The sequence below is a fragment of the uncultured Sphingomonas sp. genome (assembly GCF_964250165.1).
GTDB lineage: Bacteria > Pseudomonadota > Alphaproteobacteria > Sphingomonadales > Sphingomonadaceae > Sphingomonas.
Genome location: NZ_CAXUEK010000021.1, coordinates 405 through 17,134, shown reverse-complemented (window position 1 = coordinate 17,134; position 16,730 = coordinate 405). Strand labels below are relative to the sequence as shown.

The window sequence follows — 16,730 nt, the reverse complement described above, 5'->3', positions numbered from 1 at the left end:
CGTAACGGGCGATGCACGATGGAAAGCTTCCCCGCCCCCGCCCGCGCGCTGGTCGCCGCGATGACCGAGGCTGCCGCCGCCGCGCCTGGACGCGCGGTCGCCTTCCAGGGCGCGCCGGGGGCCAACAGCCATGTCGCTGTCACGGAGGCGTTCCCGGACGGGCTGCCGCTGCCCTGCTTCGACTTCGCCGACGCGATCGATGCGGTGAAGGAAGGTCGCGCCGACTGCGCGCTGATCCCGATCGAGAACTCGCTGCACGGTCGCGTTGCCGATATCCACTTCCTGCTGCCCGAATCGGGGCTGGTCATCACCGGCGAGCACTTCCTGCCGATCCGCTACGCGCTGATGGGCCTGTCCAGGAACGGCGCGCCGCTGGACGGCGTGACGGAGGCGATCAGCCATCCGCAGGCGCTCGGCCAGTGCCGGCATTGGCTGAAGGCGCACGGGATGCGCCCGGTGAGCTATCCCGACACCGCCGGCGCCGCGGCGCTGGTCGCGGAGCGCGGCGATCCGGGCGCCGCGGCGCTCGCGCCGCCCGGCGCTGCGGCGCTCTATGGGCTGGACGTGCTCGCTAGCGATATCGCTGACGCGGAGCACAACACCACGCGCTTCGTGGTGCTGGCGCGCGGCGGGCCGCGGCCGGTGGGGGAGGGGCCGTGGATGACGACGTTGATCTTCGAGGTGAGGAACGTGCCCGCGGCGCTCTACAAGGCGCTGGGCGGCTTCGCGACCAACGGCGTCAACATGACCAAGCTGGAGAGTTATCAGCACGGCGGCAGCTTCTCGGCGACCGAGTTCTACGCCGATGTCGAGGGGCGGCCGGGCGATCCGGGGCTCGATCGCGCGCTGGACGAGCTGGGCTTCCACGGCAAATGGGTGCGGGTGCTGGGCACGTATCGGCGCGCGCGCGAGCGGGGCTAGGCTGCCCGCGCGGCTGCTAAAGGGTCGCGACCGAACTCAGGACCGAGTGGGAACTGGGCTGTCCTCGGTTTCGCGCACCCGCCCCACCGCGCTCAGCGCCAGCAGAATCGCGGGCGCGACCACGATCGCCGCCTGCACGAAAGGCGCGTTGTGGCTGATATGCGCGAAGGCGAGCCCCGCCGAGAGCGGACCGGCGAAGCGCGCGAACGCCCCGCAGGCGTTGTTCAGCCCCAGAATCTGTCCCTGCCGCGTCGGATCGGCATTGCGCGAGATGAGCGCGCCGACATTGGGCCAACTGACCGACTGGCCGAGCGCGGTCAGCGCCATCAGCGCGGTGGTCATCGGCAGCCCCGTCGACTGTGTCTGCAGCGAGACGCCGATCGCGGTCAGCGCCATGCCGACCGCGAGCACCTTGGCCTCGCCGAACCGCTCGGACAGCGGCCCCGTCACGAAGAACTGGGTGAAGCCCGACACCGCGCCGGCGATGGCGAAGCACCAGCCGACCTGCTTGGGCCCCCAGCCGAACCGCGCCTCGCCCCACAGGCCGAAGACCGATTCAATGCCGGTGAAGGCGAAGCCGACCAGGAACGTCACCAGCATCAGCCGCCCGATCACGGGGTGCCGCGAGACCTCGCCGAACGCCTTCCAGCGGCTCGGCCCGGCGGGATGGAGCCGCCGGTCGGCGACGTCCGGCTCGCGGATGAACAGCATGAGCGACAGGAGGCAGGTCGCCGACAGCGCGGCGGCGATCAGCAGCGGGATGCGGAACCCGGCCGGCCCGACATGGGTGCGCGCGAACACGCCGCCGATCGACGGCCCGACCACCAGCCCCAGGCTGGCCGCCGCCCCGATCCAGGCGAGCCGCCGCGTGCGCTTCTCACCCGGGGTGACGTCCGCGATATAGCCCTGCATCACCGCGCCGTTGCCGCTCGCCATGCCGCCGAAGAAGCGGATCAGGAAGGCGATCGTCACGTTCGGCGCGAAGGCGAGCGCGAGATAGCAGCACATCGTGCCGGTGACGGTGGAGAGCAGCAGCGGCTTGCGCCCATAGCGATCCGACAACCGCCCCCAGAACGGCTCGCCGAAGAAGCCGCCCATCGCGAAGGCGGAGAAGATGAGCGCGATCTGCCACGGCGCGGCATGCAGCGACTGGCCGTAGAAGGGCAGCAGCGGGATGACGATGCCGAAACCCAGCATGTTGATGAACATGACGGCGACCAGGCTGGCGGCGGCGAGCGTCGAGGAGCGCTGGGTGGTCATGGATGTCTCCTGCCGTTGGCATACCGTCTAGTCGAGAAGCATTTGCCTCGAACCCGCACAGCATTTCTCGACTTCGGGCGGATCGGGCGGCATCAGGGCAAGATGACCGAACAAGCCTTTTTCGAGCAGGACGGCGAGCGCTTCCTGCCCAATCCGATCGCGCGCGGGCCGTGGGACCCGCAGTCGCTCAACGGCCGCGTCGTCGCGGGGCTGCTGGGCTGCGAGCTGGAACGGCGGCATGGCGGCGCGGGATGGCTGCCGGCGCGCCTGACCGTCGATCTCTATCGCCTGCCCGGCTTCGATCCGGTGACGGTCGAAACGCGGGTGGTGCGCGAGGGGCGGCGCATCCGCGTGGTGGACGCGACCTTCGTGTCCGGCGACCGCGACATGGCCCGCGCGACGTGCCAGTTCCTCGCCGCCGACGAGAACGCGCCGGGCGCGGTATGGAAACCCGAGCCGTGGGACGCGCCGTCGCCCGACGACGTGCCCGATCGGCTGCGCGATGGGCCGATGCCGTGGATCGTGCGCCCCTTCGCGGGGGCGTTCGGCGAGGCGGGGCAGCGGCGCGCGTGGCTGAAGGAGGTGCGGCCGATGGTCGCGGGGCTCGCGCCGACCCCGTACCAGCGCGTCGCCGCGATGGCCGACTTCGTCAGCCCCTGGGCGCACAGCGGGGATGCGGGGCTGGGCTATATCAACACCGATGTCGCGCTCATGCTGCACCGCCTGCCCGCCGGCGAGTGGATCGGCTTCGAGACCAGCTACCACGACGCGGACGCCGGGATCGCGGCGGGGACGTGCCGGCTCTATGACGAGCAGGGGCCGATCGGCTTCGCCTCGTGCGTCGCGCTGGCGCAGAAACAGGTGCTCCGGCCGCGCTGAGCCGCGACGCGCTCAGTCGGTGTCGCCGACCGAATCGCCGATCACCGGCGCGATGCGGTGGCGGGGCTCGGTGACCTTGGTCAGGATCAGCAGGAACGATGCGCCGAGAAAGGCCAGCGCCGCACTCATCAGCACCGGGTAGCCGAGCGTGGTCGCGACGAGGCCGCCGATCAGCGGCCCGATGAAGGAGATCAGCCCCTCGATCGTGGTCGACAGCGCGAGGCGCATCGCCACGTCGGTGCGCTCGCCGAACTCCAGCACCATCGTCTGCTGGCTCATCATATAGCCGGCATTGCCCGCGCCGAGCCCGCAAAACGCCAGCACCACCGCCCAGGGCTGGTGGACGAACAGCAGCAGCGCGATGCCGGCCGCCCAGACGCCGGTCGAGCCGAGGAAGGTCAGCCGATAGCCGGTGCGGTCGCCGATATTGCCCCACAGCAGGTTGGAGGCGGTGTCAGCGCCCAGAAAGGCGAGGCTGAGCTCGCCGATCAGCTTGCCCGATCCGGTCTGGTGCAGCTCGTGGCCGGCATAAAGGATGTAGAAAGGTTGCGCGATCCGCGCCGCGACACACAACGCCTCCGCCGCGATGAACCAGCGATAGCTCTGGTCGGACAGCAGCACGGGAAAGGTCCTCACCCGATCCATGAACCGCATCGCCGGCGGCAGGCGCACCGGCGTCGGCTCGACCAGCATGAACCTGAGGGCGGTCAGCCCGAGGCTGGTCAGCACGAAGGCGACGAAGAAGGTGGTGGCGTAGCCGTTGCCCCAGATGTCGCGCTGGATCAGGTAAACCCCGGCGAGGTAGGACAGCCCCGCCGCGATCAGCCCGCCGGTGATGTTGCGCCACGCCTGCAGCCGCCCGCGTCGGCGGATCGGGATGACCTTCGCCATCAACATCTGGAAGGCGACGCGCTGGATGCCGTTGAACGTGCCGAGCAGGAAGAAGCAGGTCAGCGTGACGATCAGCAGCATGTGCCGGCCCGTGATGAACCAGCCGGCGATCGCCAGCGCCAGGATCATCACCCGCATCATCGTGCCGGTGCGGATGGCGTAGGGCAGCAGCTTCGGCTGGCTCTCGAAGCGCGAGGCCGAGAAGATCGGCGAGATCACCGCGCCGAGCTGGAGCAGCGAGGTGCCGAGCCCGACCAGCGCGTCCGAGCCGGTCAGCCGGTTGATGTAGCTCGGAATGAACGTGGGCGCGTAGATCAGCCGGAAGCCGGTCAGCCCGAGCATCCCGTGGATGAAATTGCCGATGTAATTGCGGCGCAGATGACGGTCGACGAACGCGTCATATTCCGCCTCGCGTTCGGCGAGCGTCTCCGCGCCGGCGTCCGCCATCAGCCCTGATCGGGCGCGAACATGGGAACGGGCGGCTCACCCTCGGCGGTGGCCGCGAACTTGACGCGCACGCGCTGACCGATCGCGAAGGTGTCGACGTCGCCGTCCAGGTTGGTCAGCACCGCCGGGCCCTCGTCCAGGGTGACGTAGGCGAGCGTGTAGGGCGTGTTCTGCCCCCGCCGCATCGTCGAGAAGCTGTAGACCGCGCCCGTGCCCGCGGCCTCGCGCAGCTCCACATCGTCGGTCAGCGTGAACGGGCTGAGCGCGCGCGGATAGTAGAAATACTGGCCGGTGCCGCGGCAATAGCCGAGCATCAGCTTGCCTTCCCGCGCCGCGTCCCAGAACGCCTGGGTCTCGGCGTTCGCTTCCGGCGCGGGCAGCTTGCGCTCTGCGGTCATGGTCATCACTGGCGCTCCATGATGAGGGTGGCGGCGCCGTGGCGGACGCCGAGCGAGCCGCCGATCCCCGTCGCGACCGCCAGGTCGCAGTCGGGCACCTGCACGGCCGGGTGCGCCTCGCCGCGCAGCTGTCGAACCGCCTCGATCACCTTGGTGATGCCGCCGCGGTTGGTGGGATGGTTGTTGCACAGGCCGCCGCCATCGGTGTTGAACGGCAGCTTGCCCGCGCCGGAGATCAGGTTGCCGTCCGCCACGAAGCGGCCGCCCTCGCCCTTGGCGCAGAAGCCCAGATCCTCCAGCTGGATCAGCACGGTGATCGTGAAGCTGTCGTAGATCGAGGCGTATTTGATGTCGGCGGGCGTGACCCCGGCCTCCGCGAAGGCGGCGGGGCCGGACTGGGCGGCAGCCGATGTCGTGAGGTCCAGGTTCACGCCCCCCGCCGGGCCTTTCACCGCCTCGCCCGCGCCGCGCACCGCGACCAGCGGACGCTTGAGCGACTTCGCCACCTCCGGCGCCACGACGATCAGCGCGCCGCCGCCGTCCGACACCACGCAGCAGTCGAGTCGGTGCAGCGGATCGGAGATCATCGGCGAGGACAGCACATCCTCGACCGTCACGACGTCGCGCAGCATCGCGTGCTCGTTATGCTGCGCATGGGTCGAGGCGGCGACCTTGATCCAGGCGAGCTGCTCGGAGGTGGTGCCGTATTCGTACATGTGGCGCGCCGCGCACATGGCGTAGCTGTTGTGCGTCGTGGCACCGACCCATCCTTCGAAAGCCGTTTCCGGGGCGTTCATCCGGAAGCCGCGGAAGGGTTCGGTGCGCGGGCGGCCGGCGAGCGTGACGAGCGCCACCGAGCAATGGCCGGCGGCAATCGCCTGCGCCGCGTGATTGACGTGGAGGATGTAGGACGAGCCGCCGGTCTCGCTCGAATCGATGTGCCGGACCTTCAGGCCCATATAGTCCGTCATCGACATGCCGCCGAAGCCGGGGGCGTCGCCTGCGCAGAAATAGCCGTCGACATCGGCGAGGCTGAGCCCCGCGTCCGCGAGCGCGCCGGCCGCGCATTCGGCGTGGAGTTGCGGCGTCGACTTGTCGGGGGCGTGGCGGGTGGGGTGCTCCCACGCGCCGGCGACATAGGCCTGATTGCGGATCGTCATGGGTGCGTCTGTTGGGCGATGGCGGGCGGTCCCGTCAAGCCGCTTGACGGCCGCGTCGCCATACCGCACCTTCTAACCGGTCGGGAGACGCAGCGGAAAACAGGCGTCGGGCGGTGGCAAGAAGGAGTGGGTCGATGGGCATCGCCGGATCGCGGGTCGCCGCGGGGACGCGACGCTGATGGCGGGCGACGCAACCGATCCCGACCGCGCCATGCGCCGCCGCAGCCTGACGCTCGGGCTGCTCACCGCCGCCTATTTCTGCAGCTACATGGACCGGCAGATCCTCGCGATCATCCAGGAGCTGATCCGCAAGGACCTTCACCTCACCGACACGCAGCTGGGCCTGGTGCAGGGCTTCGCCTTCGCGATCTTCTATGCGGGGCTCGGCATCCCGGTCGCCTGGCTCGCCGACCGCAGCAACCGCGTCAACATCATCGCCATCGCGCTGGCATTATGGAGCGGCATGACCGCCGCGTGCGGCCTGGCGGCGAACTTCACCCAGCTGCTGCTCGCGCGGATCGGCGTTGGCGTCGGCGAGGCCGGGTCGAGCCCGCCCAGCCACTCGATCATCGCCGATCTCTATCCGCCCGAGCAGCGCGCCGGGGCGATGGCGATCTACACCTGGGGCATCACGCTCGGGGCGTTCGCCGGGACCTTCATCGGCGGCGCGGTCGGTCATGCCTATGGCTGGCGCGCGGCGATGTTCGCGGTCGGCGCGCCGGGGCTGGTGCTGGCGATCGTCATCAAGCTGTTCCTGACGGAACCGCGCCGCGGCCTCTCCGAAACCACGCCGCTCGCGGCCGATGCCACGCAGCCGGGCATGGGCGAGGCGTTCAAGTCGCTGTGGCGCGATCCGATCGCGCGTCACCTGGTCGCCGGCGTCACGCTGATCTCGGGCATCGGCTATGCGCAAGGCGCGTTCGGCCCGTCCTACCTCCAGCGATCGCAGCACCTGACGCTGACCAACATCATCTTCATCGTCGCGCCGGTCGCATTCGTGATCTCGACGGTGTCCGGGCTTACCGGCGGTCAGGTTGCCAACCGGCTGGCGCGCCGCTACGGCCTGCATGCGCAGGCCTGGATGATCGTCGGGCTGCACCTGATCGGCACGCTGCCCTACGCCATGCTGTTCCTGGCCCGGAACAGCCATCTCGCGATCGGCGGCTACTGGTTCGCGCTGCTGTTCGTCACCAGCTATCTCGGTCCGACCTTCGGCCTGCTGCAGGGGCGTGCGCCGCTGCAGCTGCGCGCCTCCTGGGCGGCGATCACGCTGCTGTGCATCAACCTGATCGGCCTCGGGCTCGGGCCGACGTTCATCGGGTTCCTGAGCGAGCAGCTGCGACCGCGGTTCGGCGAGGAGTCGTTGCGTTACGCATTGCTCAGCGTCGTCTGCCTGGGGCCGTGGCCGATCTATCATTATTGGCGCGCGGGGGTGCTGCTGAAGCGCGAGGCGGCGGATCGCGTTCCGGTGGAGAAGATGACGCTCTTCCGGCCGGCCTGACCTTTCACCGTCTCGCCCGGCGGGCTAGAGGCGACGCCATGCGCGCCGCATTCGCCCTTGCCGCTCTCGCCCTGCTCGCCGCCGCGCCCGCCCCGCCGGCGGGCGTGGTGCGGGTGCGGATCGTCACCTCGGACGGGCCGATCGTGATCGCGGTCGACGGCGCGCATGCGCCGCGGACGGCGGCCAACTTCCTGCTCTATGTCGATGACGGCCGGTTCGACGGCACGACCTTCTACCGCGCCGCGAAATCCAGAGGACCGACCAGCGGCGGCTTCATCGAGGGCGGCATCGGCACGGACCCGCGCCGCACGCTGCCGCCGGTGCCGCTGGAGCGGACCAGCCGCACACGGCTGCGCCACGTCGCGGGCGCGGTGACGATGGCGCGCTTCGACCAGCCCGATTCGGCGACGGGCAATTTCTCGATCCTGGTCGGGCCGAGCCCGAGCATGGATGCGCACGGCAAGCGCCTGGGCTATGCCGTGTTCGGCCGCGTGGTGACCGGCATGGACGTGGTGAAGCGCATCCTCGCCGAGCCGGCCGGCGGCGGCTCGGGCGCGATGAAGGGGCAGCTGCTCGCCCGACCCGTCCGGATCCTGCGCGCGCAGCGACTGGACGGGCAGCCGCATCCCAGCGGCCGGCCCAAGCCGTGGACGCTCGGCCTTTGAGCGCGGCCGCGCCGCCCCGATTTGCCGGAGCAAGACCATGAAGACCGTCCTCATCACCGGTGCGACGTCGGGCATCGGCGCGGCAGCCGCGCGGCGCTTCGTCGCGGGCGGCTGGCGCGTGGTCGCGACCGGGCGGCGGGCCGATCGGCTCGACGCGCTCGCGCACGAGCTGGGGCGGGACGCGCTGCTCCCGCTCGTCTTCGACATCCGCGACGCCGCGGCGCGCGACGGGGCGATGGACGGGCTGGCGGGCGAGTGGGCCGCGATCGACCTGCTGCTCAACAATGCCGGCCTGGCGCTCGGCACCGCGCCCGCGCAAGGAGCGACGCTCGCCGACTGGACGACGATGATCGACACCAACGTCGTCGCGCTCGCCGCGCTTACCCATCGTCTGCTGCCCGGCCTGATCGCGCGGCGGGGCGCGATCGTGAACCTGTCCTCCGTGGCGGCGACCTACCCCTATGCGGGGGGCAACGTCTATGGCGCGACCAAGGCGTTCGTGCGCCAGCTCTCGCTCGGCCTGCGCGCCGATCTCGCGGGCACCGGCGTGCGCGTCACCTCGATCGAGCCGGGCATGGTCGAGACGGAGTTCACCGCGGTGCGCACCGGCAGCCGGGATGCATCCGACACGCTCTATGCGGGCGCGGCGCCGATGACGGGCGAGGACATCGCCGAGACGATCTGGTGGGTGGCGACGCTGCCACCGCACCTCAACATCAACGCGCTGGAGCTGATGCCGGTCAGCCAGAGCTTCGCCGGGTTCGCCGTGGCGCGGCGCTAAATCCTTCCCGGGACGGGGCGGGGGGACCACCGCCGCAGGCGGTGGTGGAGGGGGCTCCGGCCTACGTGCACCGCCCGGATCGGCCCCCCCTCCGTCACGCGCTTCGCGCGCGCCACCTCCCCGTCCCGGGGAGGAATGAGGGACTCTTAACCCCGTTCCGCTACGCCCGCCGGCATGGCTTCCCAGCACCATGATCTCGTCGTTCTCGGCTCCGGTCCATCCGGCCGCCGCGCGGCGGTGCAGGCGGCGAAGCTCGGCAAGTCGGTGCTCGTCGTCGAGCGCGGGCGGCGCCTCGGCGGCGTCTCGGTCCATACCGGCACGATCCCGTCCAAGACGCTGCGCGAGACGGTGCTGAACCTGTCGGGCTGGCGCGAGCGCGGCTTCTACGGCCGCGGCTATCGCGTGAAGCAGGACATTTCCGCCGCGGACCTGATGTGCCGGCTGCACAAGACGCTCGATCACGAGGTCGAAGTGCTGGAGCATCAGTTCGGCCGCAACGGCGTGCAGGTGCTGGCGCGCGAGGGCAGCTTCGTCGACCCGCACACGATTGCGGTGACGACTCCGGACGGCGAGGGGCGGCACGTCACCGCCGACATCGTGCTGATCGCGGTCGGCACGCAGCCCTTCCGCCCCGATGACGTGCCGTTCGATGGCTGCACGGTGTTCGACGGTGACGAGCTGCTGGAGCTGCCGCGGCTGCCGCGCAGCCTGACGGTGGTGGGCGCGGGCGTGATCGGCGTCGAATACGCCACGATCTTCTCCGCGCTCGACGTGGCGGTGACGCTGATCGAACCGCGCGAGACGATCCTCGACTTTATCGACTGCGAGATCGTCGCCGAGTTCCTGCACGAACTGCGCTACCGCAATGTGGGCCTGCGGCTGGGCAGCGCGGCCGAGCGGATCGTCATCGAGAACGGCCGCCCCGTCTGCCACTTCGCGGACGGCCGCAGCGTGGCGAGCGACATGCTGCTGTTCGCCGCCGGCCGGGTGGGCGCGACCGCGCGGCTGAACCTCGCCGCCGCGGGTCTCGAAACGGATGCGCGCGGCCGCATCACGGTCGAGCCGGCGACGATGCGGACCGCGGTGCCCCACATTTACGCCGCGGGCGACGTGATCGGCTTCCCGAGCCTCGCCTCGACCAGCCTGGAGCAGGGCCGGCTCGCCGCCTGCCACGCCTTCGGCCTCCAGCCCGCGCCGCCGCCGCGCCACTTCCCGTACGGAATCTATGCGGTGCCGGAGATCAGCACGGTGGGGCTGACCGAAGAGGAGGTGCGCGCCCGCCACATTCCGTACGAGGTCGGCACGGCGCGGTTCCGGGAGACGTCGCGCGGGCACATCATGGGCCTCGACACCGGCATGATGAAGATGATCTTCTCGCTGCGCACCCATCGCCTGCTCGGCGTCCACATCATCGGCGAGGGCGCGACCGAGCTGATCCATATCGGCCAGGCGGTGCTGAACCTGAAAGGCGGCATCGACTATTTCATCGAGAACACGTTCAACTATCCGACGCTGGCCGAGGCGTACAAGATCGCCGCGCTCGACGCCTGGAACCGCATGACCCAGGCCGCACCGCTGGCGATCGCGGCGGAGTAATCCTTCTCGTCCCGGGGAGGATTATGGCGCGAGCCGCCCGTCCGTCGTCGCCGCCGTCTCGAATGCGAACAGCACGTCCGGATCGGGGTCTTTCACCTCCGCCGCGATCGCCGCCGGCGCGATCTGACGCAGCAGATGGCGCAGCACGGCGATGCGCGCCTTGTGCTTGTGATCGGCGGCGACGCACATCCATGGCGCCAGCGGCGTCGAGGTCCGCGCCAGCATGGCGTCGCGCGCGGCGGAGTATTCGGCCCATTTGTCCTGCGCCACGGCGTCGAGATCCGAGACCTTGAGCGCCTTCAGCGGATCGGCGCGGCGGGCGTCCAGCCGCTGTTTCTGCTCGTCCTTGCCGATATCGAGCCAGACCTTCACCAGCCGGATGCCGCTCTCCACCAGCATCCGTTCGAAATCAGGGGCGTCGCGCAGGAACTCCGCCTGCTCGGCGGCGGTGGAAAAGCCCATCACCACCTCCACGCCCGCGCGATTATACCAGGAGCGGTTGAAGATCACGAGCTCGCCGGCCGCGGGCAGGTGGGGCACGTAGCGCTGGAAATACCATTGCGTCCGCTCGCGGTCGGACGGCTTGGGCAGCGCCACCACCCGCGTCGCGCGTGGGGAAAGGTGCTCGACGATGCGCTTGATCGCCCCGTCCTTGCCGGCGCCGTCGCGTCCCTCGAGCACCAGCACGGCGCGCTCGCCCGAGTGCTGCGCCGCCTGCTGCGCATGGACCAGCGCCAGCTGCAGCTCGGCCAGTTCGTCGGCGTAATGGCTCATCCTACTCTCCCGGCCGGTAGCGGCGTTCGACATGGCCGGCGAGCTCGTCGGGCCAGAAATAGACGGGCTTGAGATCGCCGGCCGCATAGCGCCCTGCCTGGTCGGCGAAGTGCGGCGAACCGGGAAGACCGTTCTCCCCGCCCGCGGTCACCGACCAGGCGCGCACGCGCGGGCCGAACTCGACGATGGCGACGAAGCTGTTGCCGCTGGTGCCGTACCACCGCCTCGTGCCCGGATAGGGCTGCGCGCCGAACGAGGCGAGGCTGCCCCAGCGCGCGCTGGCGAAGGGAACCGGCGTGCAGGGGCCGGCATCGTCGAAGCGCTGGACGATGGCGGCGTCGTTACGCTGGAAGCAGTTCACCTGGCCCCAGGGCACGTGCACGCTGCCCCACGCCGCCTGTTCCGCCGCCGCGCCGCGCTCCAGCGCCGCGAAGACGAGGGCTGCGGGCATGGCGCGGATGCGATCGGTCTCGTTGCCGCCGAGCTCGGGCGCGTGCGCCGCCGCATCGGCCAGCGCCACCGCCCAGTAATTGGCGAGCGTCGTCGCCTCCGATGCCGTCGACCAGCGCCCGTCCCAGCGCGTGAGCAGGCCCCAGGGCTCGGTCACCCGCTTCGCCTCGTCGGGGTGCTGCGTGAACCAGTCGCGCAATCGCTCGATCAGCGGCAGGAACATGGGCATCCCGCGATCGTAGGCGATATCCCGCAAGCCCATCGGCGTCAGCGCCCGCGCGCGGCCGAGCAGCGCCGTCGCATGATCGCCGCGGAAATTGTCGCCGGCCTGGTCCATGTAGCGCGGGAAGTCGCCCTGTCGCGGGCTGTCCGCGCCGGCCGCGCGCCACGGCGCGTCGTTGGAGTTGTAGAGCCAGCCGGCCCTGGGATCGCGCACCTGCGGCAGCTTCGCCAGCGGGGTGAGGCCGCGCCAGTCCGCCGCCGGGTCGCTGCCGTCGACCGGCTTGCGCCGATCCAGGCGGTCGTCGCGCGCCGGCACGAACTGCGGGAAGAGCAGCGCGATGTGGCCGTCCGCGTCGGCATAGACGGTGTTGTTGGAGGAGTTCGCCTGGAGCGCCGCAACCTTGAGATAGCCGGCCTGATCGCGCGCGGTGGTGCGCAGCCAGCTCTGCTCCAGCGCCGGCACCGGCTTCCACATCAGCGCGGTGGCGATCCACTTGCCACCCTCGGCGCGCGTGATCGGGCCGTGGACGGAATAGAGCGCGGTAAAGGTGCGCGACGCGGCGCCGCCGTTCGCGGTCCGATACACGATGGTGATCGGCTTGGCCGTGACGTGCAGGATCGTGCCGCCGCGACGATAGGCCTGTGGACCGACGCGGCTCTCCGCCAGCGTCTCGGCGAACTCGTCGACCGTATCGACGCCGCTCGACGTGTGCATCCAGCCAAGCCGCTCGTTGAAGCCCTGGTAGAGGAAGAACTGCCCCCAGGTGCTCGCGCCATAGGCGTGCAGCCCGGCGTCGCTGCGCATCTCCAGCTCGGAGCGGAAGAAGAAGCTGGTGTGCGGGTTGATGAGCAGGAGCGGGTGGCCGCTGGCGCTGAGCTTGGGACCGATGGCGATGCCGTTCGACCCCTTCGGCTCCGCATCGCGCCGGGCCGCCTCGGCCAGCGCGGCGGCGCTTGCCTGTCCGCCGTAGAAGGCGGCGAGCGCCTTCAGGTTCACCCGCTCGATATCGCCGCCGATCGAGCCCTCGGTGAAGGAAAGCGCCATCCATGGCTCGAATCGCTGCAGCACCCGCGGGTGGACGTCGGGGTGCGTGGCGAGATAGTAATTCAGCCCATCCGCCCAGGCCGTGCAGAGCGCCTTCAGCCATGCGGGCGCGGCCGGATACTGCCGCTGCAGCGCGGCGGGATCGACCCACAGCCGTTGCCGCAGGTCCTGCCAGATCGCCGCCTCGCCGTCCGCCTCCGCGGTACGGCCGAGCGCAGTCAGGTAGTTGCGCTCGATGCGGGGAAAGTCGTCCTCCGCCTGCGCATAGATCGCGCCGAATACCGCATCGGCGTCGCCGCGGCCGTGGACATGGGCGATGCCCCAATCGTCGCGCGTGATCTCGACGCGCGCCGCCTCGGCGCGCCAGCGGGCGAGATCGGGGGAGGGGGCCGCGCCGAGCAGCAGCAGGGCCGGCAGGGAGAGCGCGCGCATCCAGTCCCTCTCCCTCGAGGGGAGAGGGACGGCTCGGCGCAGCCGAGCAGGGAGAGGGCTCGGTGGACTGCTCACTTCGCCCCCTCTCCCTGGCTCGCTGACGCTCGCCGGTCCCTCTCCCCTTGAGGGAGCGGGACGGCACGGACAATCTCCGCCGCGATGTCCGCTGGCGTCCGCATCGCGCCGTTCGTCGCGGTGTGGACCGTCGTCCAGCGGCCCGTCCACGCGGTAGCGGCCAAGGCCGCGTAATTGTCGCGCACCCGCGCCTGCAGCGTCAGGTTCGCTTCGTTCAGGTCGAACGCCTGGTCGGTGTAGGAGCGCCGCTGCTTCATCGCGATCTGCCGCCGGGCCATGTCGACCGGCGTGGCGAGGAAGACGTTGAGGTCGGGCGCGGGCAGCCCGAAGGTCTGCGTCTCCAGCGCCCAGATCCACGCCATCAGCGCCGCCGCCTCGGCCGCGGGCGCCTTCGCGGCCTGATAGGCGAGGTTGGAAGCGATGTAGCGGTCGAGCACCACGACATCGTGCGCCGCCGCCGCCGCGCGTAGCGCATCGGACGATTCCAGCCGATCGAGCGCGTAGAGCATGGCCGCCGCGCGGGGCTCCACGGTCCTCGGCAGACGGCCGGCGAGATACTCGCCCAGCGCCCAGCCGCCTGCCGTGTCGGCATAGCGGGGGAAGGAGAGCAATGTGGCGCTGCAGCCGTCGGCGTTCAGTTGGCGCACCACCTCGGCGGCCGCCGTTCCCTTGCCCGCGCCGTCGCCACCCTCGATCGCCAGCAGGAAGCTCATGCGCCGATCGCGCGCGAGCGCGTCATCGTTCCCATCGCGCGCGAGCGCGTCATTGTTGCAGCCCTTCATGATGGCGGATCACTTCGTCGATGATGAAGCGCAGGAACTTCTCGGAGAACTCCGGGTCCAGCTCCGCCTCCTGCGCCAGCCGGCGCAGCCGCGCGATCTGCCGCTCCTCGCGCCCGGGATCGGCCGCCGGCAGCCCGGACTGCGCCTTGTAGCGGCCGACCGCCTGCGTCACCTTGAAGCGCTCGGCGAGCAGGTGGACCAGCGCCGCGTCGATATTGTCGATGCTCTTGCGATAGCCGGTGAGCACGTCGTCGGACATCAGCTTCTCTCCCGCGCACCCTCATGCGGGCCCGCGCGGCGCCGGGCAAGGGTTGCGTCCCCGCCCGCGCCCCGCCAAGGCTCGCGCCATGGCGACCGTCCACCAGCTCACCCCCGCCCGTGCGCCGACGCTGGAGCCGATGGTGCGGCTGGTCGCGGGCGACCTGAACCAGGTCAACGCCGTCATCCTCGACCGCATGCAGTCGGAAATCCCGCTGATCCCCGAGCTTGCCGGCCACCTGATCGCGGGCGGCGGCAAGCGGATGCGGCCGATGCTGACGCTCGCGAGCGCGCGGCTGGTCGGCTATACCGGCGCACGCCATCACCGCTTGGCCGCGGCGGTGGAGTTCATCCATACCGCCACGCTGCTCCATGACGACGTGGTCGATGGCTCGGACCTGCGCCGGGGCAAGCGCACCGCCAACATCATCTGGGGCAATGCGGCGAGCGTGCTCGTCGGCGATTTCCTGTTCTCGCGCTCGTTCGAGCTGATGGTGGAGGACGGCAGCCTCAAGGTGCTGAAGATTCTGTCGGGCGCGTCGGCGATCATCGCGGAGGGCGAGGTGAACCAGCTCACCGCCGCCCGCCGCGTCGATCTGGGCGAGGACCGCTATCTCGACATCATCGACGCCAAGACCGCCGCGCTGTTCGCCGCCGCCTGCCGCATCGCCGCGGTCGTGGCCGAGCGGCCGGAGGGCGAGGAGGCGGCGCTGGCCGCCTATGGCCGCAACCTCGGCATCGCTTTCCAGTTGGTGGACGACGCGATCGACTATGTCTCGGACGCGTCGACGATGGGCAAGGACGCCGGCGACGATTTCCGCGAGGGCAAGATGACGCTGCCCGTGATCCTCGCCTATGCGCGTGGCGACGCCGAGGCGCGCAGCTTTTGGAAGGCGGCGATCGGCGGCCATCGCATCGCCGATACCGACCTGGCGGAAGCATCCGACCGCATCCGCACCACCCGCGCGCTCGACGACACGTTGGCCCGCGCCCGCCACTACGGCCAGCGCGCGATCGATGCGCTGGGGCTGTTCCCCGCCTGCCCGGCCAAGGACGCGATGGTCGAGGCAGTGGAGTTCGCGGTGGCGCGGGCTTATTGACGATGTCGACGATCGGCCGAGGCAACGGTTGCTGAAAGGAGGCAGTCTGATGCTTAGAATCACGATCGCGTTGCTGACGTCGTTTATCACGGCACCGGCGCTTGCCACGACATGGCACAAAATCGGCAGCGTCGACGGTTTCCCTGGGATGAAGCGGGAGATACAGTCGCTTGTCGATGAAGGTGGCACGGTACGGATCAATCACATCTGCGTCGTCGTCGCCGATTATCGCGATCTTCCCCCGGATAAGCGGCCCACCAATCGCCTCGCTTATGTGATCTGGAGCGAGGGCCACGCCGTGCTGGCCTATACGCCAACGGCGGAGCGCCAGATCGATGGTGCCAGCAATTGGGGCGCTGCCTCTTTCGACTTGGAAAGCGAAGTCTATCCTGATTGGAAAGACGTCAAGGGCGTTCGTGGCGTCTCCCGCGCGTTCGCCAACGCGATTGTTCGCGCCTGCCGCTCACATGGCGACCGGTTCGTGATGGTGCGACATGGCTGATCTCGCCCTGTCACCGGCGACGACGACCGTCGGCCTGATTGAGCTTGTGCTCTTTCATGAAGCGCCCGCTCCGTATTTTCCCGGTTATAATCAGGCCCTGTCCTTTGAGGCGATGAGGCTGATGCGCCAGGTTCTGAAGAACAGGCTTCGGCATCCAGGACCGTTCGGCGCGCCTCATGCCCGGGATGAGACCGACATTATTAAAATCAAAAGTCAGTTCGGCGCTTTTGCGCAAGCGCCCAATTTACCAGTGGCGTTCATGCAAAACGTCTACGACATCCTTCGAACCGCCAACAACACGGCCTATCCTAAACAAGCCATTTTCATCCAGCATGTCCAGAACGCGATAACGGCCGCTACCGAAACGCTTCCACCGTCTGATCTGATCGTCGCGAACCTGTATTATTGGCGAACGCACGGCTACAAAGGCCCTGGCGGACGCAGCCGCCTCTACAAGACTCTGCAAGGACTGGACTTCTACACACAGAATCTCTGACCGGCTTCTGTCGAGCTACACCGTCCCCCGCGCCTCCAACCGGCATTCCGCGTCAGTCTCCACCTGCAAGGTCGCGTGGCCGATCCCGAACCGGT

The 16,730-nt window shown here is 69.7% G+C and carries 17 protein-coding genes and 1 pseudogene (1 of these 18 only partly in view); 9 read left to right on the top strand and 9 right to left on the bottom strand.

All coding sequences use genetic code 11. The annotated features are described in order from the left end of the window. Positions 1-18: 18 nt before the first annotated feature. A complete protein-coding gene (locus tag ACFE64_RS06575) occupies positions 19-921 on the top strand; it encodes a prephenate dehydratase (protein ID WP_375391660.1) in 903 nt (300 codons plus the stop codon). Positions 922-957: 36 nt separating this feature from the next. Here ACFE64_RS06575 and ACFE64_RS06570 read toward each other — a convergent pair whose 3' ends face one another. Further along, the gene (locus ACFE64_RS06570) at positions 958-2,181 is read right to left on the bottom strand and encodes an MFS transporter (protein WP_375391659.1); all 1,224 of its coding nucleotides are present in this window, start codon (positions 2,179-2,181) and stop codon (positions 958-960) included. Between the two features lie 102 nt (positions 2,182-2,283). Between ACFE64_RS06570 and ACFE64_RS06565 the strand changes: the two genes are divergently transcribed. Then, complete coding sequence (locus ACFE64_RS06565; RefSeq protein WP_375391658.1) at positions 2,284-3,060, top strand: thioesterase family protein; 777 nt, start codon at positions 2,284-2,286, stop codon at positions 3,058-3,060. Positions 3,061-3,072: 12 nt separating this feature from the next. Here ACFE64_RS06565 and ACFE64_RS06560 read toward each other — a convergent pair whose 3' ends face one another. The 3 genes from ACFE64_RS06560 to ACFE64_RS06550 are packed head-to-tail and all read right to left on the bottom strand — an operon-like array spanning position 3,073 to position 5,956. Continuing rightward, complete coding sequence (locus tag ACFE64_RS06560) at positions 3,073-4,398, bottom strand: MFS transporter (RefSeq protein ID WP_375391657.1); 1,326 nt, start codon at positions 4,396-4,398, stop codon at positions 3,073-3,075. After that, complete coding sequence (locus ACFE64_RS06555) at positions 4,398-4,802, bottom strand: Zn-ribbon domain-containing OB-fold protein (protein ID WP_375391656.1); 405 nt, start codon at positions 4,800-4,802, stop codon at positions 4,398-4,400. Before ACFE64_RS06555 ends, ACFE64_RS06560 begins: the two co-directional genes overlap by 1 nt. Continuing rightward, positions 4,802-5,956, bottom strand: coding sequence for a thiolase domain-containing protein (locus ACFE64_RS06550; protein ID WP_375391655.1), 1,155 nt, complete (start codon positions 5,954-5,956; stop codon positions 4,802-4,804). The genes ACFE64_RS06555 and ACFE64_RS06550 overlap by 1 nt, the downstream gene beginning before the upstream one ends. 178 nt (positions 5,957-6,134) lie before the next feature. Here ACFE64_RS06550 and ACFE64_RS06545 point away from each other — a divergent pair, with 178 nt between their 5' ends. The 4 genes from ACFE64_RS06545 (at position 6,135) to sthA (ending at position 10,499) form a co-directional block, all read left to right on the top strand. Further along, complete coding sequence (locus ACFE64_RS06545) at positions 6,135-7,457, top strand: spinster family MFS transporter (protein WP_375391654.1); 1,323 nt, start codon at positions 6,135-6,137, stop codon at positions 7,455-7,457. Positions 7,458-7,495: 38 nt separating this feature from the next. Next, positions 7,496-8,122: a peptidylprolyl isomerase gene (locus tag ACFE64_RS06540; RefSeq protein ID WP_375391653.1), complete on the top strand. Its 627-nt coding sequence runs from the start codon at positions 7,496-7,498 to the stop codon at positions 8,120-8,122. A 37-nt stretch (positions 8,123-8,159) separates the two neighbouring features. After that, the gene (locus ACFE64_RS06535) at positions 8,160-8,903 is read left to right on the top strand and encodes an SDR family NAD(P)-dependent oxidoreductase (protein ID WP_375391652.1); all 744 of its coding nucleotides are present in this window, start codon (positions 8,160-8,162) and stop codon (positions 8,901-8,903) included. A 174-nt stretch (positions 8,904-9,077) separates the two neighbouring features. Beyond that, a complete protein-coding gene (gene sthA / locus ACFE64_RS06530) occupies positions 9,078-10,499 on the top strand; it encodes a Si-specific NAD(P)(+) transhydrogenase (protein WP_375391651.1) in 1,422 nt (473 codons plus the stop codon). 21 nt (positions 10,500-10,520) lie between these two features. Here sthA and ppk2 read toward each other — a convergent pair whose 3' ends face one another. The 4 genes from ppk2 to ACFE64_RS06510 form a co-directional block, all read right to left on the bottom strand. After that, a complete protein-coding gene (gene ppk2, locus ACFE64_RS06525; protein WP_375391650.1) occupies positions 10,521-11,273 on the bottom strand; it encodes a polyphosphate kinase 2 in 753 nt (250 codons plus the stop codon). Position 11,274: 1 nt separating this feature from the next. Continuing rightward, positions 11,275-13,422 carry a penicillin acylase family protein gene (locus ACFE64_RS06520; RefSeq protein WP_375391649.1) on the bottom strand — a complete coding sequence of 716 codons (2,148 nt, stop codon included), beginning with the start codon at positions 13,420-13,422 and terminating at the stop codon, positions 11,275-11,277. 71 nt (positions 13,423-13,493) lie between these two features. Continuing rightward, positions 13,494-14,279, bottom strand: a complete 786-nt coding sequence (locus tag ACFE64_RS06515; protein ID WP_375391648.1) for a thymidylate kinase — start codon at positions 14,277-14,279, stop codon at positions 13,494-13,496. After that, on the bottom strand, positions 14,260-14,538 hold the full coding sequence (locus ACFE64_RS06510) for a chorismate mutase (RefSeq protein WP_375391647.1): 279 nt from the start codon (positions 14,536-14,538) through the stop codon (positions 14,260-14,262). Before ACFE64_RS06510 ends, ACFE64_RS06515 begins: the two co-directional genes overlap by 20 nt. An 88-nt stretch (positions 14,539-14,626) precedes the next feature. Here ACFE64_RS06510 and ACFE64_RS06505 point away from each other — a divergent pair, with 88 nt between their 5' ends. The 3 genes from ACFE64_RS06505 to ACFE64_RS06495 are packed head-to-tail and all read left to right on the top strand — an operon-like array spanning position 14,627 to position 16,635. After that, positions 14,627-15,637 (top strand): polyprenyl synthetase family protein, encoded by a 1,011-nt coding sequence (locus ACFE64_RS06505; RefSeq protein ID WP_375391646.1) that lies wholly within the window; start codon positions 14,627-14,629, stop codon positions 15,635-15,637. Positions 15,638-15,686: 49 nt separating this feature from the next. Next, positions 15,687-16,139, top strand: a complete 453-nt coding sequence (locus ACFE64_RS06500; RefSeq protein WP_375391645.1) for a hypothetical protein — start codon at positions 15,687-15,689, stop codon at positions 16,137-16,139. Next, entirely contained in the window at positions 16,132-16,635 is a 504-nt protein-coding gene (locus ACFE64_RS06495) for a hypothetical protein (RefSeq protein ID WP_375391644.1), read from the top strand. The genes ACFE64_RS06500 and ACFE64_RS06495 overlap by 8 nt, the downstream gene beginning before the upstream one ends. A gap of 15 nt (positions 16,636-16,650) precedes the next feature. Here the strand turns inward: ACFE64_RS06495 and ACFE64_RS06490 are convergent. After that, a pseudogene (locus tag ACFE64_RS06490) lies at positions 16,651-16,730 on the bottom strand (cation diffusion facilitator family transporter) (its annotated part continues 404 nt past the right edge of the window); the annotation flags it as partial.